Below are 26,557 nucleotides of genomic sequence, written 5' to 3' on the forward strand. Positions count from 1 at the left end.
CTAAACTGAATGATGAGCTGTTTGACATGAATTAAAAAGTCAGTGCTGCTGATGACAAAACGTCAGCTGACTTTCGGAAAGTTAATTCCGGTTTAAATCTTCCACCAATTTTTCTCGATGACCGTGACGTCGTTTAATTCGTCCAGTTCAAACCGTTCGATGTCACCGTTATGGGTTAAGTAAAAAACACCGTGGCTTGGGGAAGTGTTGACCATTCCCGTGACAGCTTGGGATCGGCTTAACGTCAGCTTAATAACCCAGTTGTGATGGTAGGCTTCCGTGATAGTTGATGATAAATCTTTTGTCGTCTCTTGCATTGATATCCCCCCGATTTGAAAACTCAAGCTCCATTATAGGGAGCCAAAATTTGGAATTCAATCTTGACATTTCGGAGAGGTGAAGTGACGTACTGTTACGTTGCGTTTTACAAACAGAAAAAATTTTTGACCAGATTTTCATGAAATTTAATGTGAAATTTTGTTCAATATTTTAGTTCGAATTTTAACGTTAGCGCTTTCAAATGTGGTAGCATAAAGGATAAATAATGAGTGGAGGTGTCAGTCATGTTTGAGAAAATTTTGGTACCAGTGGACGGCAGTGAAAATGCTTACCGGGCACTTGATGCTGCGGTTGATATTGCTAAGCACTATGATTCGAAGATCACCGTTGTTTCGGTGGCCAATGATCAGAGCTATACCCAGTATGGGGCAATTTTTGGCGACGACATTATGGCACATATGAAAGAACAGGCTGAGGAAACCTTGAAGGCAGCAAAGGCACGTGCTAAGGATGCTGGCGTAGATGTCGAAACGGAATTTGAGGTTGGAATTCCCAAGCAGGCGATCTCAGAAACGTTACCAGACTTGCTTGATACCACGCTGACCGTGATCGGTAAGTCCGGTGTTCACGGTCTGAACCGAGCAATTATGGGTTCAACTACGGGGTATGTTGTTCGTCGATCCATCACACCGGTACTAGTTGTTGGTGACTAATTCAGAAACGGCAAACAAAATTTTTAGATGCGTACTTTTTGGCTGTTGATCAGTGGGAAGGTACGCTTTTTGAATACGGAGAAATAGTAAGTGTTTATTCCTCAAAATTGACGGCACTCATGGTAAACTGACGGTAATTTCAACACGTGGGGGTGTGTAAGCAATGCTGCACACGTTATTAAAATCGGTGCGTGAATACCGCATTCAAACCATTATTTCACCGTTGATCGTGGTGTCCGAGTCAGCGATTGAAACGCTGATCCCATTTTTGATGGCTGCCATTATTGATCGGGGGATTCGTCCCGGCAATCTGTCAGTCGTTGTTCGAGTCGGGGTATTGCTATTATTGATGTCATTACTTTCACTCACGTTAGGTGCTAGCGCCAGCTGGTTTTCAAGTCAGGCAGCTGCTGGTTTTGCCAAGAATCTTCGGCACGATATTTTTAGTCAGATCCAGACCTTTTCCTTCCAGAATTTGGATCACTTTGCCACGTCCAGTTTAGTGACCCGGTTAACCACTGATATCACCAATATTCAAACGGCCTATCAGATGTTGATCCGGGTGGCTGTCCGGGCGCCTTCCATGCTGTTATTTTCAATTATTATGGCGTTTCTTGTGAGCAAACAGGCTGGCTGGCTGTTCGTTTGCGTGGTACCGGTACTGGCAATTGGGCTGTTCTGGATTGTCAAAAAGTCGCGGCCGTTATTCCGACAAGTATTTCGTCAATACGATAAGTTAAACCGGGTTGTTAGGGAAAACTTACGCGGTATTCGAGTCGTAAAAACGTATGGGCAACAGGGTGCTGAAATCAGTAAGTTTCGCCAAGCGGCTAAAGAAATCGCCCAAGTCTTTTCTAAAGCCCAACGGATTGTTGCCTTTAACATGCCGCTCATGCAGTTTGTTATCAGCACAACCATGTTGCTGCTGTCGTGGCTGGGCGCGAAGTTAATTGTTGGCAAGGCGTTGGAGATCGGCCAGTTCGTCAGCTTATTTACTTATAGTATTTCAATTCTGTACAGTTTGAATATGCTAGCAATGATTTTTTCCCAGTTATCAGTATCGCAGGCTTCGGCAGAGCGGGCAGTAGAGGTGCTAGAAACAGCACCAGACATTGTGGCCTTGGCAGACGCAAAAACCGAGGTGCTAGATGGCAGTATTGACTTTGAACACGTGACCTTCAGCTATCCGGGGACGGATGATGATCAGTTAAGTGATGTGAGTTTGCACGTTAATAGTGGTGCAGTGGTGGGGATCATCGGCGAAACCGGAACGTCCAAAACTACCCTGGTATCACTGATTCCACGTCTGTATGACGTTTCCAGCGGCGTGGTTCGGGTGGGCGGTCAAAACGTTCGTCAATACGATTTGAAAACGTTGCGCGATCAGGTTGCCATGGTGCTGCAAAATACCATCCTATTCTCTGGTACCATTCGAGAAAACTTAAAATGGGGCAATCCGGATGCCACGGATGAACAGCTGAATCAAGTGCTGGAGCAGGCGCAAGCTAAAGGCTTTGTGGATAGCTTACCTGATGGATTAGATACCAAAATCGAACAAACTGGTCAAAACGTATCAGGCGGACAGCGGCAACGGCTGACCATTGCCCGAGCCTTATTGAAGCAACCGAAGATTTTGATTCTGGATAATGCCACTAGTGCCACTGATACTCAGACCGAAGCCCGGATCAGACAAGCCCTTAAACGTGATTTGCCTAACGTGACCAAGCTGATGATCACACAGCGGGTGGGCAGTATCATTGACGCTGATCAGATTATCATTATGAAACGCGGTGGAATTGAAGCAATTGGCACTCACGCGGAATTAATAGCATCTAATCAATGGTATCGCCAGCTCTATCAGGCACAGCAGAAGCAGACCGGGGGTGACATCCATGAATAAACGAAGTAAGACACTCTGGCGCTTGTTACGTCTGCTTGTGAGTGATTATAAGGGTTGGCTAGGTATCAGCCTGATAGCCATCATTTTAAGCGCTTTATCGGGGGTGGCGGGATCGCTGTTCATCCAGCGGCTGATCGACCGCTACATCATGCCGCTGACCCGTGCGACTAATCCGGACTTTAAACCGTTGTTATATGCGATTGGTGTGATGGCCGTCATTTTCTACGTTGGCGTGATTGCCACTGTGATCTACTCCCAAATCATGGCGGTGATCGGTCAGCGGATTCAAGAGTCCATTCGAGACCAGATGTTTGAAAAAATGCAGACGCTACCGCTGCGTTACTTTGATCAAAATGACTATGGAAACGTGATGAGTCGGTACACCAACGATGTAGATACTCTGATGCAGCTGATCACGCAAAGTTTTCCCCAGTTTGTGGTGGCGCTTTTTAACGTTACCTTTGCGCTGGCCGCTATGCTGATTTTGAGCCCGGTGCTGACGCTGGTATCGCTGGCAATATTTGCGACCAGTATCGTCATTGTTCGCTGGCTGACGCACCACAGCGCCAAGTATTTCCGAGCCCAGCAGGCTTCTCTGGGACAACTGGACGCCTTCGTGGAAGAAATGCTGAATGGCGAACGGGTCATTAAAGTGTTCTCCCACGAAAAGCAGGTACAGTCAGAGTTTGAGACATACAACGAAGCATTGCGCAATGACGCTCGGTACGCTAACGGGTTTGCCACTATGCTGTTTCCAATTATGGGTAACATGGGTAACCTGCTGTACGTCTTAATTGCGGTGTTAGGCGGCGGCTTAGCGATCATGCACCCAACACTGATTACGCTTGGGACGATTGCTGCGTTTTTACAGCTTAGCCGCTCTTTCAGTCAGCCAATCGCACAAATTTCGCAGCAGTTAAATTCAATCGTGCAGGCCATGGCGGGTGCCGGTCGGATTTTTCAGCTGCTGGATGAAGAGCCAGAAGATGACCAGGGGACAATGACTTTGGTCAGGCAGGGTGAAAGCTGGTTCTGGCAGCCGGGTGATTCTTCACAGCCACAGGTCCCAGTGAAAGGGGACATTACCTTTTCTCACGTGAATTTTACTTACCCGCAGTCCAACGCAGGGTTGCATGATTTGACGTTTGAAGCTAAAGCGGGCGCAAAAATCGCCCTAGTCGGTGAGACCGGGGCGGGAAAAACAACCACGACGAATATGCTGAATCGGTTTTACGATATTGATAGTGGTCTAATTATGTATGATGGTGTGGATATTACAACGATTAAGAAGGCGGATCTGCGCCGGGCACTGGCAATCGTTTTGCAGGATACACATTTATTTACCGGCACCATCCGAGATAACATTCGGTACGGTGCTCCCGAAGCTGATGATTCTGCGGTCATTGCCGCGGCTCAGCTGGCACGGGCGGATGTCTTCATTAAAGAGTTACCGGCGAAATATGACACGGAAATTTCCGGTGATGGTGAAGAACTGTCGTCTGGTCAGCGCCAGATGCTATCCATTGCGCGGGCAGCCATCGTCGACCCGCCAGTTATGATCTTGGATGAGGCTACTTCAAACATCGACACGCGAACGGAACGGTTAGTTCAGGCCGGCATGGATAATTTGATGGCCAATCGGACGACCTTTGTCATCGCCCACCGGCTATCTACGGTGTTTAATGCCGATTTAATTTTGGTAATCGACAACGGTCGGATTATTGAACGGGGGACCCACGAGGAGTTGCTGCGGCTTCATGGCCGATACTATGAACTTTACCAAGGCTTAGCATAGTGAACTACTCGTCACTAAGGTAACGGGCTTCTAGGAACACTGCTGACTTACACCTCATTCGTTGAATGACGTGCAGAGGTTACGGCTATTGACTAAGGGCTGTTCCAGCCCAGTTGGTCATTTATTATGCTGTTGCTTTTAGAATATTCATCGCGGCATTGATATCGCGATCATGATTGCTGCCACAATTAGGACAGATCCACTGGCGAATGTCCAAGGTGTGTTTGCCGTCATCATAGCCACAACTGGAACAGAGCTGGGAAGTTTTGCGCGGGTTAACAGTGACCAACTGTTTACCATACCATGTACACTTATATTCCAGCATGACACGAAGTTTCCGCCATGACTGGTTAGCAATTGCTCGGGCGAGCTTATGATTTTTCATTAGATTTTTGGCTTTCAAATCTTCAATCTTAATCATGTCATATTGTTCAACCAGTTCTTTAGTAACGTTATGCAGAATGTTATCCCGTTGATTGGCAATCTTTTCGTTATATTTAGCGACCATGTGTTTAGCTTTCTGATAATTTTTAAAGTCGGTCAGCTCGCGTGGCTCAATTACTTTATTGTGATGATCCCAGGCAATCGCTGCTTGGGCTTGCTGACGACGTCTCGCTAGACGTTTTTCCCAGTAATGTTTTCTTTTACTGAGCCGTTTATCAAATCTGATGGTGGGGTATTTGACCCCATCGGAAGTGATCATAAGGTCAGCAACACCCAGATCAATTCCAATGACCCTACCAGTGCGGTTTAATGGCTCAATATCAGTATCAACCAGAATAACGGCGTAGAACTTGCCAGTAGCAGAGCGTCGAATCGTGACATTCTTAATCTTGCCAATTGGTTGTCGTCCAGCTTTAAATCTCAGACATCCCAGCTTGGGCAACTTAAGGTGATGCTGATCAACCAATTGGATATTGTGATTAACCGCATTACATTGATAACTCTGTTTGGGAAACTTACGAGATTTGAACTTCGGAAACCCGCGATATTCCTTAAACAATTTTTGATAAGCATGATGTAAGTCACGACTCACATGTAGCAATGAAGTCGATTCCGCTGCTTTAAGAAACGGGTATTCCTTTTTCAAACACTTAATGAGGTAGTTCATGCCAAACTCGTTAACGTAACTGCCACCGTTAGCATGGCGCTGCTTCTGCATATCAAGCAACTGATTCCAAACGAAACGGCAGTAACCATCTTCTCTCGCTGTTTAAGCGTGGGATAGATACGGGTTTTAATGGCTTTTAGCGTCATCACGGTAACGTCCTTTGATTTTATTGTTAGCAAACGTACGTTCCCATTATACAATATTCCCAAAGTATTACCAACAAATAATGCAATAAAAGGGCAATTCAGCACGTCCTTAAAAGTACGTGTTTCCTTGCCTGAAATTAAAAAAGCCTCATTTAAGTGACCATGCATAGCCGCTTAAATGAGACTTTTTTACTCGCAATGCTTGCAAACAACAAGAATTACTTCTTGTTTTCGCTCTTAAGCCATTGTTGCAAGTTTGAAATTTCTTTTTGGCGCTTCGCGTCCTTCTTTTGGTTCACTGGACGGCGACCTTGTACTCCATGTGGATGTGCTTTTCTCATATGTCTAACCCTCACTTTATGAATATGGTGTAATCAATCACTCGACCATTCTACCCTATAACCCCACTCAATTGCAAGAACAGTATTTTAAAAAGTAAAACTAACGGTTAGTTTAAATCTGCAAATGCTGTTAATTCGGTAACGTCGGTTATGATATGATAGTTTGTGACAAGGTGGTAGTGAAATGATAAATGGCACAAAAGACACACACTCATTTTGGCAACGCTGGTGGCCGTACTTAGTGGTCATTTTGGGTGCGTTATTAGTGTTGGGCGTTGCTCATGATGATCAATTATACCAGACACCAATCTTAAAGATTCAATCGGTTAAGCAAATCAGTTCAGATAAGCAGACCGACCAGTTTAATAATGAGGATCGTCAGGTAGAACAGGCGTTGCACGGTGTAATTACCAACGGCCCCAATAAAGGAAAACATCTGCAAATTGATAATACCTTTTTAAAGTCGGGGGCAACGACGCTGGGTTATCATACCGGGCAGAAGGTTTTCTTGACCGTGCACCATCATCAAGGACGCCTATCCGCAACCATTAGCAATCTTAAGCGGGATACGGCACTGGCGTTTACAGTCTGGCTAACAATTAGCCTACTACTAATAATGATGAGGTTTAGTGGTTTTATGGCACTCGCCAGCGTGGTCGTTAACGGTGTGTTATTTTGGCTGGCTGTCAGTTGGAACACGAATACGCAAGGTGGCATTGTGTTAGTGATTTTTGGTGGTCTGGCCATAGTTTTTGCGGCGCTGACACTGCTGATCGTGATTGGTTTCAATCGGCAAATGCTAATGACGCTGCTGGCGACCATTGGTGGGACAGCACTGTCCATTGTCGTGGCACTGATCGTCTTTGCTTTAACCCATGAACGCGGGGTGTATTACGAATCCATGCAGTACGTGACGCAGCTGCCGCGACCGCTATTTCTAGCCGAAACGATTCTGGGATCGCTGGGAGCGGTAATGGATGAGTCAACCGATATCATTGCTTCTTTAATGGCGTTGAAAACTGAAAAACCGGACATTTCTGCTAAGCAGATTTTCAAATCCGGCAGGCAGATTGGCGGCGAAATCATGGGACCGTTAGTGAACGTGCTGTTTTTCATTTTCGTGGCCGAAACGTTACCGCTGGCATTACTGTTCCTGAAGAACGCTAATTCATGGGGATACACCTTTAATATGACCATGTCACTGGGCGTGGTTCAAAGCCTCATTAGCGGTATCGGTATTGTGCTGACAATTCCACTTGCCTGCGGCATTACAAGTCTAATGATTGGAGGTCATAAGTCATGGGGACGATTACAGCATTAGGACTGTTACTGCTGATCTGTATGGTCGCTGTGGGCGGCACTCAGGGGCTGCAGGCGTGGATCAGTTTGATTTTTAACTTTGGGGCACTGTTTTTCGCCATGGTTTTGATGGCCTTTCATTTGCCGCCAGTACTGGTGACTTTGGTAACTGGGGTGATCGTATTAGCGATGACTATCTTCCTAGGTGGCAATGATTCCAGTAGTACAATGGTAGCTTTTTACGCTTCCGTGGCGGTTTTGTTCTTATTAGTGATATTAATTATTCCGGTCGAGCACTGGGCGCAGATTCAGGGCTTCGGTCAAGAAGATAGTGAAGATCTTGAAGGGATGTCGACCATTTTAGGCATCAGTTATTTAAACGTCGCCATTTCTACAGCTATTCTAAGTACTTTAGGCGCAATTGCGGAAGCGGCAATCGCGATTGCTGCCGGTTTAGCTGAAATCCTGGAACAGCACCCAAAGATCACACTAAAGAACCTGCAGAATGCTGGGTTTAAGGTCGGGTCACAAATCATTGGGACCACGTTTAATACGCTGTTCTTCGGTTTCTTCGGCGGCTTTTTGGCGCTGTTTATCTGGTTTGCAGGCGTGCATTACTCCCTAGGCGAAATTCTAAATGATAAAATTCTTGTTGGTGAAGTATTAATGGTGCTGTTTTCAATGATGTCCGTCATTGCGACGATTCCGTTAACCACTTGGGCAATGGTTGCCAGTGAACGGCAAGCGAGGAAGAAATTCTTAAAGTAAAGGCTGAGGAACAACTCGGTAGATTCCAGAATATAAAACCACAAGACACCATTCCGATGCACTTTATCGGGATGGCGTCTTGTGGTTTTATATGGTCGGATCTGAGTTGTGGAACCCTTTGATCAGCAGCCATTTGCTATCTACGTATCAAAAAACACCCACTGGCGCAACGGTCAGGGGTGCGGTTTTCAGATTTAAAGGGCGAAACTTTCGTCTTATTCAAACAGGGATTTGTTCATAAGGGGCGGATCTCCAACAGCTCCCATGTTACTAAACTACTTTAGTTTTGAATTGAATTTGGCGGTTAGAAGCCCCATTTGCGACAGCAACCAGTCAGTTTCGTCGTTAAGATGCTCTAGGTAAATGCAGTGCAGTGAAACAGGTAAATCGTGGTGCGAGTAGTCGTTAGTGAGTGTTTTTTACTCACTTACAACTACGGGAGACGAAGGAAATCCTTTTTTCGGTGGGCTTACCGAAAAAATAGTTCCGGAGCGACCCCACTACGAGTTGCCTGTTTCACGGAACGAAATGACATTTTTCAGGTAAGCTGAACCAAACAAAAACGGCAGCTCCAGTTGGAGTTGCCGTTTTATTTAGCTAAATTAGTTTAAGTCAAGTGCACCAGAGTATGCCCAGTACTGCTTGGCGTTTGCATCATTACTGAATGTGAAGCGGTACCACGTTGTGCCAGCCTTGTCCTTTACACCCTTGTTGTTGATGTAAATGGTTTTGCCAGGAGTGGCTTGAACGGATGACCAGCTGTACGTTGACATGTTGGTGTAGGCGTTCTTAACGTGGTTGTATAACCGGTAAGTACCAAACTGGCTAGAAAGCTTAGCCGTTGCAGTAGTCTTAGTGTAAGTGACCTTGTCCAGCGGTTTTGCTGAAGCTGAACTGCTTGGTTTTGAAGCCGAGCCGCTAAAATCGCTGTAGTAGTAAGCATGTACTAATTGATAGAAAGCAGCCATGGTGTAGCCTTGACCGAAGTACCGTTTACCCGTAGTTGAGTAATAGCCCACTGGGTCAGTATGGTCAGACCCGCCAAGGTGCTTAGCAACCGAACCGTGAGACCAAACAGTACCCTTGCCATCATAAGCAGCATCGTTTGGCTTCAAGCCATATTGATGAAGTAGGTAAGCGGTGTACCAAGCGGCGTTAGAAACTTCGTGCGCAAAGGCGCTCTTGCTGTGAACTTCAACTTGTTCAAATTGAACAAACCGTGAGTTGCCTGGGAAACCAACACCCCAAGCTAAGTAGTTCGTGTTAGCAATGTTAATGATATGTGAAGCATCAACGAATGAATGTACAAAAGCGTTGTTGTAGTGAGCTTTCATATAAGCAATTTCGTTGTAAATTGTGGAACTTGGGTTGGCAGTTTCGTGAATAACGACCCCTTCAGGTTTACCAACACCGTGGCGGTAAGCATGTTTAGGGAAGCCGCCCCAAATACTGCTGGTAACCTTTGCAGGTTTAATGTTTTGACTCGAAATATAATCATTTACGGCTGAACTGGCGGCATGTGCAGTGGTTGTACTAGCAGTACCCACTGTGAACAAAGTCAGTAGTCCAGTAAGTAGTAACGAAAACTTTTTCACATTAATCATCTCTCTATAAACAAATTTTTAATGAACGGTCGATTCATTCTCTGAAATCATACTACCGAGAAAAAGGGGCATTGACAAGTGAACAATGACCATAAAAGCCTAATATTACAGCCCTAGACGTTGCTTTGGTAGGCTAAGGAGGGCTTATTTTCATTCTTGTTAAAAACAGGTAACAAAACTCTTAAGTTAAAGGTTTTTGTTACATAATCAAAACCAGTTAAAAAGCCGAATTAACTTAGATTTAAAGTTAACTCGGCTTTGCTTTTTAGTTATGAGTTAATTAAGAGGCTAAAGTCACGCCTTTTGCCTGGCATTCAGGGCAAAGGCCGTAAAGCTCGATGTGACAGGCATTGAAACTATAACCTGATTGTTTTTTGGCCGTATTTTGCAGCATCCCGTCGATTTGAGGCAAATTCGGATCGTAAATGTCGGTGACTTTACCACAGTTTTCACAGATAGCATGGTAGTGAGGCCGACCGAAGAAGTCGTACCGAACACCACCGTTTTCGTTCGGAATTTCAATAACGATTCCTAGTTCAACGAAAAGGTTTAGTGTGTTGTAAACAGTGGCCAAACTCAGAGAGGACATTTTGGGTGCCAGTTCCTTATAGATTTCTTCAACTGGCGGGTGATTTTCATGATTCATTAAGTAGTCTAGAATAAGTTTACGTTGCGGCGTGATTCTGACGTGCTGCTCACGGAGCTTTTTAAGAGCCGTGCTCAAGGTATCATCGGGTTCTTTCATGATTAGACTCTCCTTTCAGATTAGAGTAATTATCAGCTACCCTTATTAAAACACTTTTTTTAGAAAGATTCCAGAGAACCTCACCTTAATCTGACGGTCATATGCGAGCTTTGAAGTTCGTTCTTAGCGAATTCAGACATGTAGGCTTGAACTTCGTCTACTAAGGTTTGATCATCCTGTGTTACCCGCGTAATGGTAAGCAAAGTTTCATCAAAGTGATGATTTACTGGCACCAAACTGACGATGCCAATAAAGTCTTCTTGCTGTTTATCGCTTACCCCCCAGGTGAGTGCCTGATCGTTCATTACGGTGCTCATTTCCCGGTTAATGTAGTTGGCAGTTTCAATCATTGTTTCGCTGGGGTTGATTCGCTGACGTAAAGCGTTAATATCCTTCACCTTAAATTGTGTCAGCCAATTCAGCTGGTAATGCGGCGTTAAAATGGGGTGATAAAGTTCAAATTTTGCCATGTTATGCTTCCTTTTTAAAAGTCGATGCCTATGAGTGTAACATAAAATGTGGGTGATTCGTAATCCTTAAGCCCTCGTAAAATTTATCACAAACCTTGTAGTCCGTTATAGAGTCGGACTAGACCTGTGCTATAATTGATTCGTTAAACTTAATCTTTAGCATGGTGGAGGATTGAACATGATCGAAACATTTTTAATCGGTACCTATACGCATAAAAGTAGTGAGGGTGTCTATGAATTACAATTAGACACGGACAAGCAGCAGCTGCAAAACCTTGAATTGGTTGGCCGCGCCGGCAACCCAACCTATGTGGCTGAATCAAAGACACACAAAGTTTATGCCATTGACGCTGAATCGGCAGATGGTAAAAAGCTTGGTGGCTTGAAGGTCTTTGATGCTGCTGAAAAACCGTTTAAGGAATTGGGTAAATCGCTGACATCAGGACCCAACCCAGCCTATGTAGCCGTTGATGAGGACCGTCAATTGGTCTTCACCGCTAACTATCACACTGGTATCATCACGGTGTACAAGATCAACGCAGACGGTACGTTGACCACGACGGATACGGTTCAGCATACTGGTGCTGTTGGCCCAGCACCTGAGCAGCAAGACGGTCCACACCCGCACATTGCGGATTTAACCCCAGATAAGCGGTTAGTTTGCTGTGATTTAGGTGAAGATACAGTTTACCTATACGATTTGAGTGATGACGGTAAGTTAACTGAAAAATCTAAGTTTAAGTGTGCTGCTGGCTTTGGTCCACGGCATATCGTTTTCAACACTGACAAGAACGTCGCATACTTAGTTGGTGAACTTGGCAGTGGCGTAGACGTATTGGACTACGATGCACAAGCTGGTAAGTTTACGCTACGTGAAGCATTGAAGACCATTCCACGCGACTGGACGAAGCATAACGGTGCCGCTGCCATTCGGTTATCCAGCGACAATAAATTTGTTTACGTTTCTAACCGTGGCTACAACTCAATCGCAACGTTCAAAGTTGAAGATAATGGTGAATTATCAATGATCGACCAAATCTCCTCCGAAGGTGATTTTCCTCGTGACTTCAACTTCAATGCTGATGACAGTTTCATTATCCTGGTTAACCAAAATACGGATAACGCAACGTTATACAGCCGTGATGCTAATACTGGTAAATTGACTATGGTTCAAAAGGACTTCAAGGTGCCAGAAGGCGTTTGTGTTGCTCCTGTAAAATAAGTAAATAACAGTGGATAAATAAGATTTATCTAAGCACTCTCATTTTCAAAAGCCCGTGTCTATCAACTTTACGACACGGGCTTTTTGGCTGTATTAGAACTTGCTAAAAGCTCTTGTAAATGCTTATAAAACGGCATTGGAAGCGTTACAATGTCCTTGGTTAGAAAACTAAAAAGATTGGAGTGAGTTAGACATGATGAATCGAATTAATTTGCAGCTGGTGGCTATGGGACGAGAGGTAACATGGGGAAGAGTCCTGATTCTGGCCCTAAATTTTGTCACCTTCATCAGCCTGATTCTGGGGACTTCTGAAATCTTGTTTGCTTTTCTGTTATTTGCAAGTTTGGTACTTTTTAGCGGTCACTTTATTGTTTTTGACACGACCAAACAGGCACGGGGATTGCAAGAACTTGACTTGTGGCTAATTGGTTTAACGTTAGTTGCAGGGTACTTAAAACTGGTTTTGGGAATTTAAATTAAACGCGTACATTAATGACACAGAAATATAACAGTTTAAAAAATGACTATTCTTAGGAATAGCCATTTTATTTTGCCAGATAAAGTCATGGCCTCTATCAAGCGGCCGGACTATTGCTGGTTGATCTGAAGAATCTCTCTCATCGGCTACAGGGATGGTAAAATGTAAAGGAGGGAAAGAGAGGGACGATTGCCATGAGACGACATGCTGCACCAAAGAAGCCCATTTTGAAACGGCCAATTTTTTGGTTAGTTCTTATTTTGATTTTATTAGTCGGCGGTGGCACGGTTGTTTACAAGCCAATTACCGACCTATTCAGTCATCCGGCGGTTACTAAGCCAAAACCAATCAAGTTGACGGCAAGTGAGAAAAAGGTCGCCAAGAAGTATCACTTAAGCCCTAAAGCAACAGTCCAAGCACGTACCGCCAAGATAACGGCAATTGGCGACTCGGTGATGGTTGATATTGCACCGGAAATGAAACAAGTTTTTCCGCATGTTCTAGTTAATGGGGCTGTGGGGAGGCAATTTTATGATTTACCTAGTATCGCTCAAACTTTAAAGGCCGAAAATAAGCTGGCTGATAACGTCGTGGTTAATCTTGGCACCAATGGGCCACCAGAGAAATCGGATGTTTCGCGATTCTTGAAAGTGGTTGGTCAAAAACGACAGGTATACTGGATCAACACCCATGTCCCGACGCAAAAATGGGAAGCCCAGACTAATCAACTGATTGCATCAACGGCTAAAGCTCACCGTAACGTGCACGTGGTGAACTGGTATCGTTTTAGTCAGGATGAGCCGGAGTGGTTTGCTTCTGATCAAGTACATTTACAAACTAAAGGTGCCACCGCGTACGTTGGTTTATTGGCCAGGACGATGGCAAATTAGGAGGCTGTGACACAACTCGGTAGATTCCAGAATATAACACCACAAGACGTCATTCCGATGTACTTTATCGGGATGGCGTCTTGTGGTGTTATATGGCCGGAATCTGAGTTGTGGAACAGGTTAAGGCTATATTTTAGTAATGAACTAAAGCGAATTTTAGGATGTGTGTGAGTCCAGAAATTGAATTAAATCCTTGTCGATGTAGACTTGTGTTATTTAATTCGTTTCAGTTGACTCCGACTGTAAGTACCGTTCCATAATTGCCAAATGGTGCTCAATGGTTAACGCCTTCAGCACGCCCATGCCAGGAAAATGATGTTCCTTCTCTAGTGTGATTAACTTGGCAGTGGCAGTGGTTTGATTGATAGCTGGCTGGTTTTTGATCCACTTCACAGCCTTTGCTAAAGCTTCAAAGTACTTTTCCCGCTGGTGTTTAAAATCATCGTGCTGATCAGAGACGAAGTGGCGGATGCGAACTTGCTGGTGGTTCAAGTAAATTAAGTGGAGCGCAACGGTTCGGCTGGGGTGTCCGTGGTCAAAGTACGTGGCCCCCTGAGTGAGATAGTCACTGAAACCAATTTCATGATATTCGTGGGCAAACTCAATATCGTTACTCCAAAAACTATCTGGCATTGCTGAGAATTCAAAACTGTGATCGGGGACGGTGTAATGATCAAAGAGATGACCAAATTGACGACCGAAAAGTAATCTGCGAATTCGCGCTTCAGGTGGAACCAGCAGCGTGGCGGATTTAGGCAGCCAATCGTGATCAAGAAACAGGTTTAAATCAGCATAGTGCTGAACGATTACCAGACTGTTGCTTAATAGATTGGGTGGTAGTAGCGGGGTCAGCACGTAGGCTCTTTGAATCTCAGGCTGTTCAAACAAGTCATCAATTGGGTAGCGTTTAGCGGCCTGATAGTCATAGTGATCCACTTGCGGATTCTGAATGACGGCTAAATGTTGATGATGCTTACTGAACGTCTTGATGGTTTTCGGCAGCGCTGGCACATCACGAACGGGTTCAATAATGGGCACAATGTCGGTTGCGGCTGCATGCTGAGCAAATTCAGTTAGCGCGCGCAGGTCGAATTGACGACCGCGAAAATAGGGATAGTAGATCATTTGTGCTTTGCCTCGTAGAGTTGGCGCTGCAGCTTGGCAATTTCTAAATTCAAGGCATCGACCTCTTCTTGAAGTGCTGTGATGGTATTGGTACGAGTTTCGTCAATGAAGCGGTCGTAGAAATTGTTTTCCGGGTCATAAATATCGTAGTGCTGATGGCGTTTTTTAAGTTCCTTGAAGAGCCGTTCAGTAGGATACTGACTGATTCCCGTTTCAACGCGCTTAGCTTTACGAACTTCGCGGGCCAGCGAATACAGAAAGTGGCGCATGAGCTCTCCTTGATCGAGGGTGACCTCTTGATAACGCGGCTTCTTCTCAACCGTGAGATACCCAGGGGTCAAAACCGGCTCGGTACTGGCTGCTAGTTGATCTGGATCGTACTTTTGATAGCTAAGAACACCGATTTCAGGTGGAATCTCAGTTTTGATGTCTTGATAAAGTGACAGCGGCAGCACGAAATAATTGTAATTACCAATGAAAGAAAGTTTGGCGTGGGAATGAAAGTCGCTCTTGGTGACCTTTAATTCGTAACAGCGCCATTCGTCTTCACCGCTGGGTAAATGCTGATAGCTTAAAGTATCTACGATTCCCTGATCATCAGGCATGGTCACTTCTTCCACTGCGATACTACCGGCTTCTACACACGTTTCATAGAGTGTTTTTTCAAGTTCTAATGTGAGTTTAGTTTTCACGGTTAACTCGGCTCCTTATCAGTCATTTCCCAAAAATGTTCAATGGTGGGTGCCAGCTCATTAGCGCTGTGCAGAATCCGGTGATACTGCCAGTGCGGCGGAAAGTAGCGGGTATAGCGCTGACTGGCAAAGCGTTGATCCATTAGCAGGATGATGCCTTGATCAGAATTGCTGCGAATCAGCCTTCCGGCGGCTTGAAACACGTGGTTGAGGCCAGGTATCTGATAAGCGTATTCGAACCCAGGCTCACCTTGAGAATCAAAGTAATCACGCAGCAGATTGTTTTCGGTACTGATGCCGGGTAACCCGACGCTAACAATCGCCACGCCAATTAACCGGCTGGCAGTCAGATCGATTCCTTCAGAAAATAACCCGCCAAGAATGGCAAAGCCCACCAGTGATTCGCTGGGGTTAGGTTTGAAGGCTGTCAAGAAGTCGCTGCGCTCAGTTTCGCTCATATTGGGTGTTTGGGTGACCGTTTTTAGCTCTGGATAGGCCGTTTTGAAAGCTAAGCTAACGGTGCTTAAAAAACTATAAGAGGGTAGAAAAACCAGATAATTACCCGTTTTACCGTTCACCAGTGTCTTGATGCTAGCAATGATTTTGGCTAAGTTAGCTTCCCGGCTGCGATAGGTGGTGCTGATGTAGTCGGTGATCAGGATACTCTGGTGTTTAGGCGGAAACGGCGATGGCAGCTGATAGCAAAGACTGTCATCATTACCACCAAGCACCCGCTGATAATAGTCCAGTGGTGACAGGGTGGCTGAAAATAGCACGGCTCCGCGGCCCTTATCCAGACAATCATGCAGAAACGCACTGGGGTCAAGACACAGCTGTTTGAAGGTGATCTCCCGGTCATGATCATCACCTAAATTAATTTTAGTCCGGTAAGTTTCATCGTAAAAATCAGCAATTTTGAGGTAGCTGAGGCAGGCAAAATAGTAATCTAGTACCGCTTTTGTGTAATCGGTTTGCGGTCGCTGTTCATCGCCAAGCCAGTCATTGATATGATCACTTAGTTTGGTTACAGCTTTGTTAAAATCTTCAGCGGGGCTGTTGAAGACGCTCTCTTCCTCGCCGCTTTCCAGTAACGGGCCGGCCACTTTAAAGAACGCTCGGCGCATGGCTCGAAAGGCCCGCAGTAGGGCGGGGGTGCCTTCGTTTGCATCTTTGGTTGCTGCAATCAGGTCAGTTAACGGTGCCAGTGACAGTTCCGTGGAATACATATCTCGGGAGCGGCTCACCAGATTATGAGCTTCATCCACGAGAAAGAAGTTATCGTCATCGTGGTCTACCGCAAAGAACCGCTGCAAGTACACCTGTGGATCAAATAAATAGTTATAGTCGCAGATAATGACGTCGCAAAACAGACTGATATCCAGCGAAAATTCAAAGGGATCCAGCTGATGTTTGCGAGCGTAGGCTTCGACAGTTTCCCGCGTAATGGCGGTTTCGTTGGTTAGAATATCTTTTAAGCCGGGCTTTAAGCGGTCATAATAACCCACCATAAAAGGATTTTCCTCTGGCGGCAGATCCGCTTCTTCGGGAAAGGTGATCGTATCCTTAGCGGTGAGGGTAATGCTCCTGAGTTTCAGTCCTTGCTGAGCCATCAGATGCAATGCCTGTTCTGCGACGCGACGGGTGCTCTGTTTGGCAGTTAAGTAGAAGAGCCGCTGAATCTGGTCTTCGCCCATGGCTTTGATGCACGGAAAAACGGTTGAAATGGTTTTTCCGGTACCAGTGGGCGCCTCAATAAAGAGCTGCTTCTTGAGCCACAGAGCTTTGTAGACCGCAACGGCCAGTTCCCGCTGCCCAGTTCGATAGTGGTCAAAGGGAAATGCCAGGTCCTTAATAGAAGCGTTGCGAGTTTTGCGCAGATCAGCTTGAAGCTTCAGCCAAGTTTCGTACTCCGTCGTGACGGAATTAAAGAATTCAGTGGCTTCCGCTAAGGTGTAACTGATTTTTTTAGTGGTCACCTCTTCGGTGGTTCGCCGGTAGTAGGTGAGTTGCAGGTTGAGCTGACTTAAATCTTCATCGGTCATCAAAATGTAGGCATACATTTTAGCTTGACCCCAGTACAGCGTCAGGGTGTTTTCAGTGAGGTCCTCAAAAGCGGCATCCGAAGTTTTGATTTCTTCAATCAAAGTTTCGTTGCCGTTTAAAATGACGCCATCCGCACGGCCGTGAACCAGGTAGGGCTTGCCCGCTAGTTCAACTTCGTGTTCCAGACTGTATTCTTTTTGGTAATTTTTGCCGCGGGACTTCTGCAGCATTCGGTGAATTTGCGCACCTTCTAAGGCGGTATTCATACTGTTCATGCTGGCATTAAGATCGCCGGAACGCAGCGTAAATTCCACTAGTTCACGGATGCCTAATTTGGTGATTGTCATTTTTTCGTTCCTCTTTGTTCATAGCTGAAATCCATTATAGCATGATACACTCTTAACGGAGCGCGGTCGTTACGCGAGGGAAAATTGATGCAAACAATTTTAAAATACCCAAAAAAAATTTACGAAAAAGCTTGTTTCAGGCAAGCAAACAGGGTATGATATCAGCAATGAAACCTTTAACAAATAGTCCTGTGAGGCTATGAAGGTACGGTGAACTAGGCGGAAAGTCTAGCTTTTATTGAACCTCTCTACCCACAGGCGGTAGAGAGGTTTTTGTTGTCTGACGATTTAATTGTCTCCCGTGAGAGCAAAACGTCCAATGGTTAAACCCTAAAAGGCGCGCTTTGCAAACACGGCAAGGCGCGTTTATTTTAGGAGGAAAAAACTATGATTGAAACCACCAAGCCGTTAAGTTACGCAAACGTACTCAGTATGAAAGATTTGGAAGCTGATGAAGTCATGGCCTTCATCAAAGAAGCCCAGGCTTTCAAAGCCGGCAAACAGATTCAGTTGACCCGGCCGGCTTACGCTGCCAACTTGTTTTTCGAAAACAGCACCCGGACCCATACCAGCTTTGAAATGGCGGAACGTAAATTAGGTCTGCAAGTGGTTGATTTTAACCCGGCTGTTAGCTCAGTGAACAAGGGTGAAAGCATGGCTGACACCGTAAAAGCGTTACAGGCCATTGGTGTAGACGTGGTTGCTATCCGTGACCGCCACAACGAATACTATAATGATTTGGTCAATGACCGCAATATTCACTTGGGGATTGCTAATGGCGGCGACGGTTCTGGTGAGCATCCTTCGCAGTCAATGCTGGATATGATGACGATTTACGAAGAGTTTGGTACTTTTGCTGGTTTGAAAGTTGCCATCATTGGTGATCTAGCTCATTCACGGGTGGCCCGATCAGATATGGAAGTGCTGAATAAATTAGGTGCACAGGTCTTCTTTGGCGGACCCACAAAGTGGTTTGATCATCGCTTTGACGCTTATGGTACATGGCTGCCGGTAGATGATTTAGTGGATCAGATGGACGTGCTGATGTTCTTACGGGTACAGCACGAACGGCTGAATGCCTCGGAGAATAAGGAATTCACCGCTGCTAAATACAATGCGCAATATGGCCTGACACCCGCACGTAAAGCACGGATGCAGGAACATGCGATCATCATGCACCCGGCACCGGTTAACCGCGGGGTTGAGATCGCGGATGAATTAGTTGAATGTGACAGTTCCAGGATCTTCCAGCAAATGGCTAACGGGGTCTACGTCCGGATGGCGATTATGACTAGCTTGCTGCGGTATCAAGGATTGGTGGACGAGGATTAACATGAAGCGATTAATCAAAAACGGTCAGTGTTTAATTGATGGTCATTTGCAAGTTCGGGATATTTTGATTAAGGACGGCAAGATTGCTCAAATCAATCAACATATCAGCGCTGATATGCCGGTCAATCAGATTATTGATGCCCAGGGGCTGTTTGTGAGTCCAGGATTAGTGGATCTTCACGTGCATTTACGTGAACCCGGACAGACGGATAAGGAAACGGTTAAAACGGGTAGTCTGGCAGCTGCTCACGGTGGTTATACCACCATTGCGGCAATGCCGAACGTGATTCCAGCGCCTGACACCCCTGAACGGCTGCGTGACATGCTGGCGTTGAACCAGCGGGATGGTGCCGTGCACGTGGTTCAGTATGCAACGATCACGACTGACCGCGGTGGCGATGAACTCGTGGATATGGCCGGTTTGAAGGCAGCCGGCGCGTTTGCTTTCAGCAATGACGGCAACGGTGTTCAGACCGCCGGGACAATGTATCAAGCCATGCTGCAGGCGGCTCAATTGAAGATGGCCGTAGTAGCACACGCTGAGGATGATAGTCTGACATACGGCGGTGTGATGCACGAAGGCAGTGTTTCTAAACGGTTGGGCTTACCAGGAATCCCCAGTGTTTCCGAAACCGCGCAAGTAGCCCGGGATGTGGCCTTGGCCGCGGCTACTGGCGCTCATTACCACGTCTGTCACGTTTCTTCAGCTGCCACTGTCCAAGTGATTCGGTCGGCTAAAGCAGCGGGAGTTAACGTGACCTGTGAGGTATCACCGCACCACTTATTATTAAGTGACGAGGATATTACCAGGGATAATGCGATGTTCAAAATGAATCCACCACTGGGCAGTGAAGAGGACCAGCAGGCGCTGATTGCCGGGTTACTGGATGGGACGATTGATCTCATTGCTACTGATCACGCGCCGCATACGGATGCGGAAAAGGCTCAGTCGATGCTGAAAGCACCCTTTGGTATCACCGGCAGTGAAACGGCCTTTGCCATGCTGTACACGAAATTTGTTAAAACTGGTCGCTTTAGTTTGGCACAGCTGATCAACTGGATGGCTGTGCAGCCAGCGGTACTGTTTGGTTTAAATGCCGGTGAACTTGCCGAAGGGGTGCCAGCTGACATCGCGATATTTGATTTAACCACTCCAGCAACCATTGAAGCGGCGAACTTCTTATCTAAAGGACATAACTCACCGTTTATTGGCGAACAAGTGCTAGGCAAAACGGTGCGGACATTGGTTTCGGGTAAAGACGCCTACGTTAGCGGTCACTAAAGCTTAATGAAGGCTTGCGAAGGGCTGACGCCAATTATTATAATGAACCTTATAAGGATTGGAGGAAGCGCGTATGACTGAAGCACAATTAGCTGCTTTAAAGCCGCTATTGGCTGAATATAACATTGAACTTGCAACCGATGGCACAACGATCACTCATGTAAACGGGCATAACGCTCAATTAGACGTCACGGGCTATATGCCTGATCAACTAATTAATGTGGTTTTGGAGATTATTGGTACGGATCTCAGAGCCGCGTTATTTAAAAAAATGCACGAGTAATGTGACAGTGATGTGACAATTATTTCAAAATACTGACAAATATTAACTTGAATGAGATGGCTACGTAATTTTCTTTGATTATACTGTTCCATGTTGTGTAGAAACGAATCAGTAATTTCAAGGAGAATTTAACTTGTCACTTAAAACTTGGGTAGCGAGCCTATTACTCGCCGTATCAATGTTTGTGGGCGTTGCCGGTGTGACCGGAACGACTGCAGCTGCAAATACTAAATATAATCCGAAGGCGGATGCGATTATGAGTGTTTCAGCTTTCAAGCGAATGGGCAGAGTCCATTATCATTCACGGGTGTTCACGTATTACTCACCAAATGGTTCCCATATCTTTGGTTTAGGTGCCTATACTTCAGACGGCACTTATACCTTGAACGGTCACGATAAGAACGGCTACTTGATTTTAGCGAACAACAAAAAGTTTGGTACTAAGATCAAGACACCATTAGGCATGGGCGTCGTTCACGATCGTGGTACATACGGCGGTCATTATGACATTGTCGTTAAGTAGTCATTGAATCAATCACAAATAAAGACCCGTTTTCCAAATCGGAAAACGGGTCTTTATTTGTTTATGAACTGGATCAGTTAAACTTCCAGTCGTCCATTTTTTTCTCGTTTTTACCAAGATAATTGATTGCTTGGTGAACCAAGGTTTTTGATTCCTCGTTAATTTGGTCGGCTGATTTATCGCCTTCGTAGTCCGAAAGGAACCCTTCGCCAACGGCTTTGTAAATCTTCTCACGGGCTTCACCGTTATCTTTAAATAGTGTATCTAAACCCTTAATGTCATCTTTTGCTGCGTTGTAGATGACTTCGGCAAGATCATCTCGGTTGCCTAATTTCTTGGCACCGTACTCCATTAGGAAATCGTTCATATCAACGATAACACTCTCTTTAAGCTCTCTCTCAGATTTTTTCAAGAATAATCACCTCTCTTTATTCATTTTAAGGCTTTAGTAGGTAGAAATTCAACGTGTAGACACCGATAAATCAATGTTGATCTCAATATTTTGTTTAGCTGTCAGAATCAACTGGCATTTTAATTGCAACCGACTTGATTTACGTCAAGTTGAATTGCTGTTTTATCCGCTATAATCGGGTTAGAATGAATGCAGAGGATTATGTCGAATGGAGGTCAACGTTATGTTAGAACATCATGACGCGATTGCTTGTGTCAAACTGGTGCCGATCTTTCAGCAGCTTGATCATGAAACCGTTTCTGCTGTAGCTGATTTGGTGCAGGAACGCCACGTTAAGAAGGGTGAATTCGTCTTTATGGCTGGGGATCACGCTGATTCATTAATTATTATGGCACACGGTCAGGTCAAGGTGACACAAAGTTCCGCCAGTGGCCGTGAACAGTTGATTCGATTGCTGCAGACCGGTGATTTTGACGGCGAGTCAGTCTTATTTGAAGATACGGAACGGCAGACTAGTGCGGAAGCGTTAACTGATACGCAGATTTGTTTGATTACTCGCGAGGACTTCCAAAAGCTGATCAAGCAGTCACCAACGGTTGCCATTAATATGCTGAATGCGTTGGGCAAACGGGTGTCAGAACTGGAAGCGCAGGCGGCTGCTACGTTAACTACCAGTGTTGGCGAACGGTTAGCTAACTATTTAGTTGAAACCAGTTCAGAATTAGATACGGATGATTTTGATTTACCGCTGCAAAAGAAGGACCTGGCGCTGTATCTGGGGACTTCGCCGGAAACAATCAGTCGTAAGCTGAAGCAATTTTCAACGTCGGGGCTGATCTCGCAGCGGGGACGTAATCACATTAAACTTAATGATATTGACGGGCTGATGATGGTGGAAAATTAGTTCTTAAAATTAATCGGCTTAACTATTTAACAGACTACGCATTTAGTGGTAGTCTGTTTATTGTTGTTGGGTCCATAGCTCAGTTGGGAGAGCGCCTGCTTCGCATGCAGGAGGTCGACGGTTCAAGTCCGTTTGGATCCATATTATTTTCCGTTACAAAAAGGGGTTAAACAATTGTATTGATGTCTTTTGCATGATATGATTCGTTTAAGGTTATGGTTATTTTTTAAAGGGGGAACCGCAACAATGAAGAAGATCGGAACAAAGTTACTAGTAGTATTGACGGTGGCACTTGGTGGGTTTGTAGCCTCGCAGCAACCAACCACAGCACATGCTTCAACCAAGATTTCGTCAATTCCAAGCGGCAATTTTCAAGTTGCAAAGGCTTATTATACTTTCCGCTGGCAAACATTTAAGAGTGGCAGTAAAAAGGGTCAGGTACTTGTTATTGGGGACTTTAAGAATGCTTCTATTCACTACGCCATTCCAACGAAGTATAAGTTGAGCAAGAGTCACCGAACCCTGACAACTTATTATCGACTGATGAGTAAGGGGAAGCTCGCAAAGACGACTTACCGGATGGACATTTATAAGTACAGTACTAGTAAGTATCGGGTTAAGTTAAACCAGTACAAGGCGGGTTTGCTACCAAGTTATAAAGGCCAATCTTATACGGCCAGTGTGACTAAGAGTTCACCGGCTCAGAAATATGCGAACGCCTACACTAAATCTAAATTATTTAACGCAGAATATAAAGCAACTTATGATGCAAATTATAAGTCAAACTACCAAAAAGCGTCTGACGCCTATCTCAATCAGGTAATCGACGCATACAACAAGCAAGCGCAACAAGATTATAAAGATGGTAAAAATGGGGATCCAAGCACATCTGAGGCGCAACAGGCAATAAGAAATGCGGCACTCAAATATGTTAACGATAATACTGATAAAATTACCCAGGCTGTTACCCAAAACGTCACTAAAGGTGTAACTCAATTAGTTAACAAAGATGTTGACAAGGCCATTCAAAACTTAGTTTCCGCATATAACGCACACTAAAGCTTTGAAGAATAAAATAAAAATCTGATTACCAGTTTTAAACTGATAATCAGATTTTTTTATTTTCGGTTACACTCCCAAAACAGGCCTTCTTAATGGCGTACGGAGCGGTGGCCGCCACTTCTTCTGCCCTTGATTACTTGCCGCTTAAATTTGGGTTTAGCGTTATCGGCTTCAAATTTGAAGTGGTGCATTTTGCCCGCAAACGGCTGGCCACTCATGCGGATACGCAGCCACGACTGCATCGTCAGCAGCATTTGCTTGGCGTTTTCGATTTGAACGGTTTGACCGGCTTGTTTGGCCGTTGGTAGAATGTCTTCTTGAATCTGCTTCACTAATTTTTGGTGATAAGCCACTAATTCCATGGTTAAGGGTGCTTGAACATACTGATTAAATAAACCTTCAATATAACGAAGGGCATCCTTGGCATCTTTAGGTTGATAGTAACGATTATCTGTCATGTTTTACACCTCGGATATAAGAATAGCAGGCTCAATGACGTTAAGCAAGGCGTTCATTTTGCGGATTAAGTGTTTGATTAAAGCGCCAAAGAAGCGTAGATTAATAGGTTGTAAATGGTTGGAATAAAGGGTGAAAAGGGGTGCAACGTGGCGGTAAAAAGTTATTCAACAGACCCGCAAGTTCAAAAACACCGCTGGTGGATTCTGGCGGCCGTGGGCTTATTTACGTTTATGTCAACTTTAGATGCTAGTATTGTTAATATTGCGTTGCCAGTTATTTCTGGTGATTTGAAAATCCCCATGAATCAAGCGGAATGGGTAGTTTCGATTTATCTAATCGTCATTTGTTCCCTTCTGTTGCTGTTTGGTAAGCTGGGTGATGCCGTTGGTAAGATTAAAATCTTTCGGATTGGGACCGTGCTCTTTGTCTTTGGCTCGCTTTTAGCTGGTTTTAACGGTAGTTTTTATCTATTATTGTCGGCTCGGGTGGTTCAAGCACTGGGCGCATCGATGACCATGGCGAATAACAACGGCATTATTACCGAAATTTTTCCCTTTAGCGAGCGTGGCCGGGCACTTGGTATGATTGGGTCATTTGTTGCTTTAGGCTCAATTGCGGGGCCGGGATTGGGCGGTATTGTGCTGTCTCATTTAACCTGGGGATATATTTTCTGGTTAAACGTTCCGGTTGGCGTAGTGACAATTATTATTGGTCAGGCAATCTTACCCAAAGACATCACGAAGTCCCATGAGAAAATTGACCGCTTCGGTGCAGTGACCATGGCATTATTCACGATCTCATTGTTTGTTGGTATTTTTCTGGGTCAGGAGATTGGCTTTACCAGCCCCTTAATTATCGGTTTATTCGTTTTTGCACTTATTATTGGGGTGGTATTCGTACACTTCGAAAATCAACAGGAAAGCCCGTTGTTATCATTTAGTCTGTTTAAAAACGGAGCGTTCACCATGAGCCTATTATGCGGCTTTTTGATTTTCGTGACCAACTTCTTCTTTAACGTGATCTCACCATTCTACTTGGAAAATGCCCGTGGCTTGAGACCCAACATGGCTGGCTTTATCTTAATGGCTTTTCCTATCGTTCAAGTAATCGTCGCGCCGCTTGCCGGGGCAATTTCAGACCGAATTGGACCAGAATTAATTACTTTTTGCGGCTTGATTTTGATCCTGTTAAGTCAGATTGGGTATATGCTGACGGATCTTGGCACGCCGCTATGGCTCTTTACGGCTATCGTTGGGTTTGTTGGATTAGGAAACGGTATTTTTCAAGCCCCCAATAACACGATTGTCATGAATTCGGTGGAACCCCAGAATCTCGGTATTGCTGGTGGAATGAATGCGTTAGTCCGTAATTTAGGAATGGTTGTTGGCATTTCGTTTGCCACGACCGTTCTGTTTGCCAGCATGAGTCATTATAAGGGGATTAAGGTGACAACTTATCTTAAAGGACAGCCTGACGTCTTCATTTATGGTATGCACACAGCATTCTTGATTGCGGCTATCATTTGCGCGGTGGCAGCGTTGATTACAGGATATCGATTGATTAAACGGCCGGCAAAGCCAGTAAGGGATGAATTATAAATGGCATATCAGACATTACTATTTGACGTTGACGATACGTTATTGAATTTCCAAGCGGCAGAAAAACAAGCTTTAGAAGGGCTTTTTAAAGAACTTAAGTTACCGTTAAACAGTGAGATTTACGACTTTTATCATACTGAAAACCTGGCGTTGTGGCAGCAGTTTGAACTGGGAAAGATTAGTAAACCCAAACTGCTGGTTAAACGGTTTGATACCCTTTTTGCTCATTTAGGGATCGTTAACATCGATGGGCAAAAAATGGAAGAGCGTTATCGCTACTACCTGGCACAGGGTCACGAGCCCATGCCTCAGGCGCCGAAAGTACTAAGCGATTTGTTTCAGGACCACGATTTATACATTGTTACCAACGGGGTGGCTAAAACCCAGAAGAAGCGGCTGTCGGAAGCGCACTTTGACCGTTACTTTAAGCACGTCTTCATTTCGGAACTGGTCGGTGCTCAAAAGCCTGCCAAGGCGTTTTTTCAACGGGTGACGGCCGATATTCAGTCCTATGAACCAGCCAAAACCATTGTGATCGGTGATTCGTTAACTTCGGATATTAAGGGCGCTGCCGGCTTTGGCCTTGATTCCGTATGGTTCAATCCTAGCCATCAGCCTAACCAAACCGATATTAAGCCCACCTATGAGATTGACCAGCTTGAAAAGCTGGAATCAATTGTGGCATAAAAAGACGTTAATCTAGTCTGTTTCGACTAGGTTAACGTCTTTTTGCT

25 protein-coding genes, 1 tRNA gene and 1 pseudogene are annotated in these 26,557 nt (G+C 45.1%); 17 read left to right on the forward strand and 10 right to left on the reverse strand.

Features of this window, described 5'->3' with window-relative positions:
• Positions 1-92: 92 nt before the first annotated feature.
• Positions 93-317, reverse strand: a complete 225-nt coding sequence (locus JUE95_RS05760; protein ID WP_203649878.1) for a hypothetical protein — start codon at positions 315-317, stop codon at positions 93-95.
• A gap of 246 nt (positions 318-563) precedes the next feature.
• On the opposite strand from JUE95_RS05760, the gene JUE95_RS05765 reads away from it, so the two are divergent.
• From JUE95_RS05765 to JUE95_RS05775, 3 genes are all read left to right on the forward strand, one after another.
• Positions 564-992, forward strand: a complete 429-nt coding sequence (locus tag JUE95_RS05765; protein ID WP_203649879.1) for a universal stress protein — start codon at positions 564-566, stop codon at positions 990-992.
• 163 nt (positions 993-1,155) lie between these two features.
• On the forward strand, positions 1,156-2,892 hold the full coding sequence (locus JUE95_RS05770) for an ABC transporter ATP-binding protein (protein WP_203649881.1): 1,737 nt from the start codon (positions 1,156-1,158) through the stop codon (positions 2,890-2,892).
• A complete protein-coding gene (locus JUE95_RS05775; protein WP_203649883.1) occupies positions 2,885-4,687 on the forward strand; it encodes an ABC transporter ATP-binding protein in 1,803 nt (600 codons plus the stop codon). The genes JUE95_RS05770 and JUE95_RS05775 overlap by 8 nt, the downstream gene beginning before the upstream one ends.
• 124 nt (positions 4,688-4,811) lie before the next feature.
• On the opposite strand, the pseudogene JUE95_RS05780 reads toward JUE95_RS05775, so the two are convergent.
• Positions 4,812-5,944 (reverse strand): annotated as a pseudogene (locus tag JUE95_RS05780) (RNA-guided endonuclease TnpB family protein).
• Between the two features lie 525 nt (positions 5,945-6,469).
• Here JUE95_RS05780 and JUE95_RS05785 point away from each other — a divergent pair.
• A complete protein-coding gene (locus JUE95_RS05785) occupies positions 6,470-7,606 on the forward strand; it encodes a YibE/F family protein (protein WP_203649885.1) in 1,137 nt (378 codons plus the stop codon).
• A complete protein-coding gene (locus JUE95_RS05790; RefSeq protein WP_203649887.1) occupies positions 7,585-8,352 on the forward strand; it encodes a YibE/F family protein in 768 nt (255 codons plus the stop codon). Before JUE95_RS05785 ends, JUE95_RS05790 begins: the two co-directional genes overlap by 22 nt.
• A gap of 602 nt (positions 8,353-8,954) precedes the next feature.
• On the opposite strand, the gene JUE95_RS05795 is transcribed toward JUE95_RS05790, so the two are convergent.
• The 3 genes from JUE95_RS05795 to JUE95_RS05805 form a co-directional block, all read right to left on the reverse strand.
• Positions 8,955-9,956 carry a peptidoglycan recognition protein family protein gene (locus JUE95_RS05795; RefSeq protein ID WP_203649889.1) on the reverse strand — a complete coding sequence of 334 codons (1,002 nt, stop codon included), beginning with the start codon at positions 9,954-9,956 and terminating at the stop codon, positions 8,955-8,957.
• A 280-nt stretch (positions 9,957-10,236) separates the two neighbouring features.
• On the reverse strand, positions 10,237-10,701 hold the full coding sequence (locus JUE95_RS05800) for a Fur family transcriptional regulator (RefSeq protein ID WP_203649891.1): 465 nt from the start codon (positions 10,699-10,701) through the stop codon (positions 10,237-10,239).
• Positions 10,702-10,781: 80 nt separating this feature from the next.
• Entirely contained in the window at positions 10,782-11,171 is a 390-nt protein-coding gene (locus JUE95_RS05805) for a hypothetical protein (protein ID WP_203649892.1), read from the reverse strand.
• 178 nt (positions 11,172-11,349) lie between these two features.
• On the opposite strand from JUE95_RS05805, the gene JUE95_RS05810 reads away from it, so the two are divergent.
• From JUE95_RS05810 to JUE95_RS05820, 3 genes are all read left to right on the forward strand, one after another.
• Entirely contained in the window at positions 11,350-12,393 is a 1,044-nt protein-coding gene (locus JUE95_RS05810; RefSeq protein WP_203649893.1) for a lactonase family protein, read from the forward strand.
• Between the two features lie 193 nt (positions 12,394-12,586).
• The gene (locus tag JUE95_RS05815; protein WP_203649894.1) at positions 12,587-12,868 is read left to right on the forward strand and encodes a hypothetical protein; all 282 of its coding nucleotides are present in this window, start codon (positions 12,587-12,589) and stop codon (positions 12,866-12,868) included.
• A 197-nt stretch (positions 12,869-13,065) separates the two neighbouring features.
• Entirely contained in the window at positions 13,066-13,761 is a 696-nt protein-coding gene (locus JUE95_RS05820) for an SGNH/GDSL hydrolase family protein (protein ID WP_203649895.1), read from the forward strand.
• A gap of 216 nt (positions 13,762-13,977) precedes the next feature.
• Here the strand turns inward: JUE95_RS05820 and JUE95_RS05825 are convergent, their stop codons facing one another.
• The 3 genes from JUE95_RS05825 to JUE95_RS05835 are packed head-to-tail and all read right to left on the reverse strand — an operon-like array spanning position 13,978 to position 17,968.
• Positions 13,978-14,886: a sce7725 family protein gene (locus JUE95_RS05825; RefSeq protein ID WP_203649896.1), complete on the reverse strand. Its 909-nt coding sequence runs from the start codon at positions 14,884-14,886 to the stop codon at positions 13,978-13,980.
• Positions 14,883-15,578, reverse strand: a complete 696-nt coding sequence (locus JUE95_RS05830; RefSeq protein ID WP_203649897.1) for a PH domain-containing protein — start codon at positions 15,576-15,578, stop codon at positions 14,883-14,885. Before JUE95_RS05830 ends, JUE95_RS05825 begins: the two co-directional genes overlap by 4 nt.
• Before the next feature lie 2 nt (positions 15,579-15,580).
• The gene (locus JUE95_RS05835; protein WP_203649899.1) at positions 15,581-17,968 is read right to left on the reverse strand and encodes a helicase C-terminal domain-containing protein; all 2,388 of its coding nucleotides are present in this window, start codon (positions 17,966-17,968) and stop codon (positions 15,581-15,583) included.
• 387 nt (positions 17,969-18,355) lie between these two features.
• Here JUE95_RS05835 and JUE95_RS05840 point away from each other — a divergent pair, with 387 nt between their 5' ends.
• The 4 genes from JUE95_RS05840 (at position 18,356) to JUE95_RS05855 (ending at position 21,388) form a co-directional block, all read left to right on the forward strand.
• Entirely contained in the window at positions 18,356-19,300 is a 945-nt protein-coding gene (locus tag JUE95_RS05840) for an aspartate carbamoyltransferase catalytic subunit (RefSeq protein WP_203649900.1), read from the forward strand.
• A 1-nt stretch (position 19,301) separates the two neighbouring features.
• Positions 19,302-20,582, forward strand: a complete 1,281-nt coding sequence (pyrC, locus tag JUE95_RS05845; RefSeq protein ID WP_203649901.1) for a dihydroorotase — start codon at positions 19,302-19,304, stop codon at positions 20,580-20,582.
• A 73-nt stretch (positions 20,583-20,655) separates the two neighbouring features.
• Positions 20,656-20,865 carry a hypothetical protein gene (locus JUE95_RS05850; RefSeq protein WP_203649902.1) on the forward strand — a complete coding sequence of 70 codons (210 nt, stop codon included), beginning with the start codon at positions 20,656-20,658 and terminating at the stop codon, positions 20,863-20,865.
• Between the two features lie 133 nt (positions 20,866-20,998).
• Positions 20,999-21,388: a hypothetical protein gene (locus tag JUE95_RS05855; RefSeq protein WP_203649903.1), complete on the forward strand. Its 390-nt coding sequence runs from the start codon at positions 20,999-21,001 to the stop codon at positions 21,386-21,388.
• A 73-nt stretch (positions 21,389-21,461) separates the two neighbouring features.
• On the opposite strand, the gene JUE95_RS05860 is transcribed toward JUE95_RS05855, so the two are convergent.
• A complete protein-coding gene (locus tag JUE95_RS05860; protein WP_203649904.1) occupies positions 21,462-21,800 on the reverse strand; it encodes a hypothetical protein in 339 nt (112 codons plus the stop codon).
• A gap of 223 nt (positions 21,801-22,023) precedes the next feature.
• On the opposite strand from JUE95_RS05860, the gene JUE95_RS05865 reads away from it, so the two are divergent.
• The 3 genes from JUE95_RS05865 to JUE95_RS05875 all read left to right on the forward strand — a co-directional run bounded on the left by JUE95_RS05865 (position 22,024) and on the right by JUE95_RS05875 (position 23,763).
• A complete protein-coding gene (locus tag JUE95_RS05865; RefSeq protein ID WP_203649905.1) occupies positions 22,024-22,704 on the forward strand; it encodes a Crp/Fnr family transcriptional regulator in 681 nt (226 codons plus the stop codon).
• Positions 22,705-22,772: 68 nt separating this feature from the next.
• Positions 22,773-22,845: transfer RNA gene (locus JUE95_RS05870), tRNA-Ala, on the forward strand.
• Positions 22,846-22,950: 105 nt separating this feature from the next.
• Positions 22,951-23,763, forward strand: coding sequence for a hypothetical protein (locus JUE95_RS05875; RefSeq protein ID WP_203649906.1), 813 nt, complete (start codon positions 22,951-22,953; stop codon positions 23,761-23,763).
• A 92-nt stretch (positions 23,764-23,855) separates the two neighbouring features.
• Here JUE95_RS05875 and JUE95_RS05880 read toward each other — a convergent pair whose 3' ends face one another.
• The gene (locus tag JUE95_RS05880; RefSeq protein ID WP_203649908.1) at positions 23,856-24,224 is read right to left on the reverse strand and encodes a hypothetical protein; all 369 of its coding nucleotides are present in this window, start codon (positions 24,222-24,224) and stop codon (positions 23,856-23,858) included.
• Positions 24,225-24,338: 114 nt separating this feature from the next.
• Here JUE95_RS05880 and JUE95_RS05885 point away from each other — a divergent pair, with 114 nt between their 5' ends.
• Both JUE95_RS05885 and JUE95_RS05890 read left to right on the forward strand, forming a co-directional pair.
• Positions 24,339-25,823: an MFS transporter gene (locus tag JUE95_RS05885; protein ID WP_203649909.1), complete on the forward strand. Its 1,485-nt coding sequence runs from the start codon at positions 24,339-24,341 to the stop codon at positions 25,821-25,823.
• On the forward strand, positions 25,824-26,510 hold the full coding sequence (locus tag JUE95_RS05890; protein ID WP_203649910.1) for a YjjG family noncanonical pyrimidine nucleotidase: 687 nt from the start codon (positions 25,824-25,826) through the stop codon (positions 26,508-26,510).
• Positions 26,511-26,557 lie beyond the last annotated feature (47 nt).

The organism is Secundilactobacillus yichangensis (genome assembly GCF_016861565.1).
GTDB lineage: Bacteria > Bacillota > Bacilli > Lactobacillales > Lactobacillaceae > Secundilactobacillus > Secundilactobacillus yichangensis.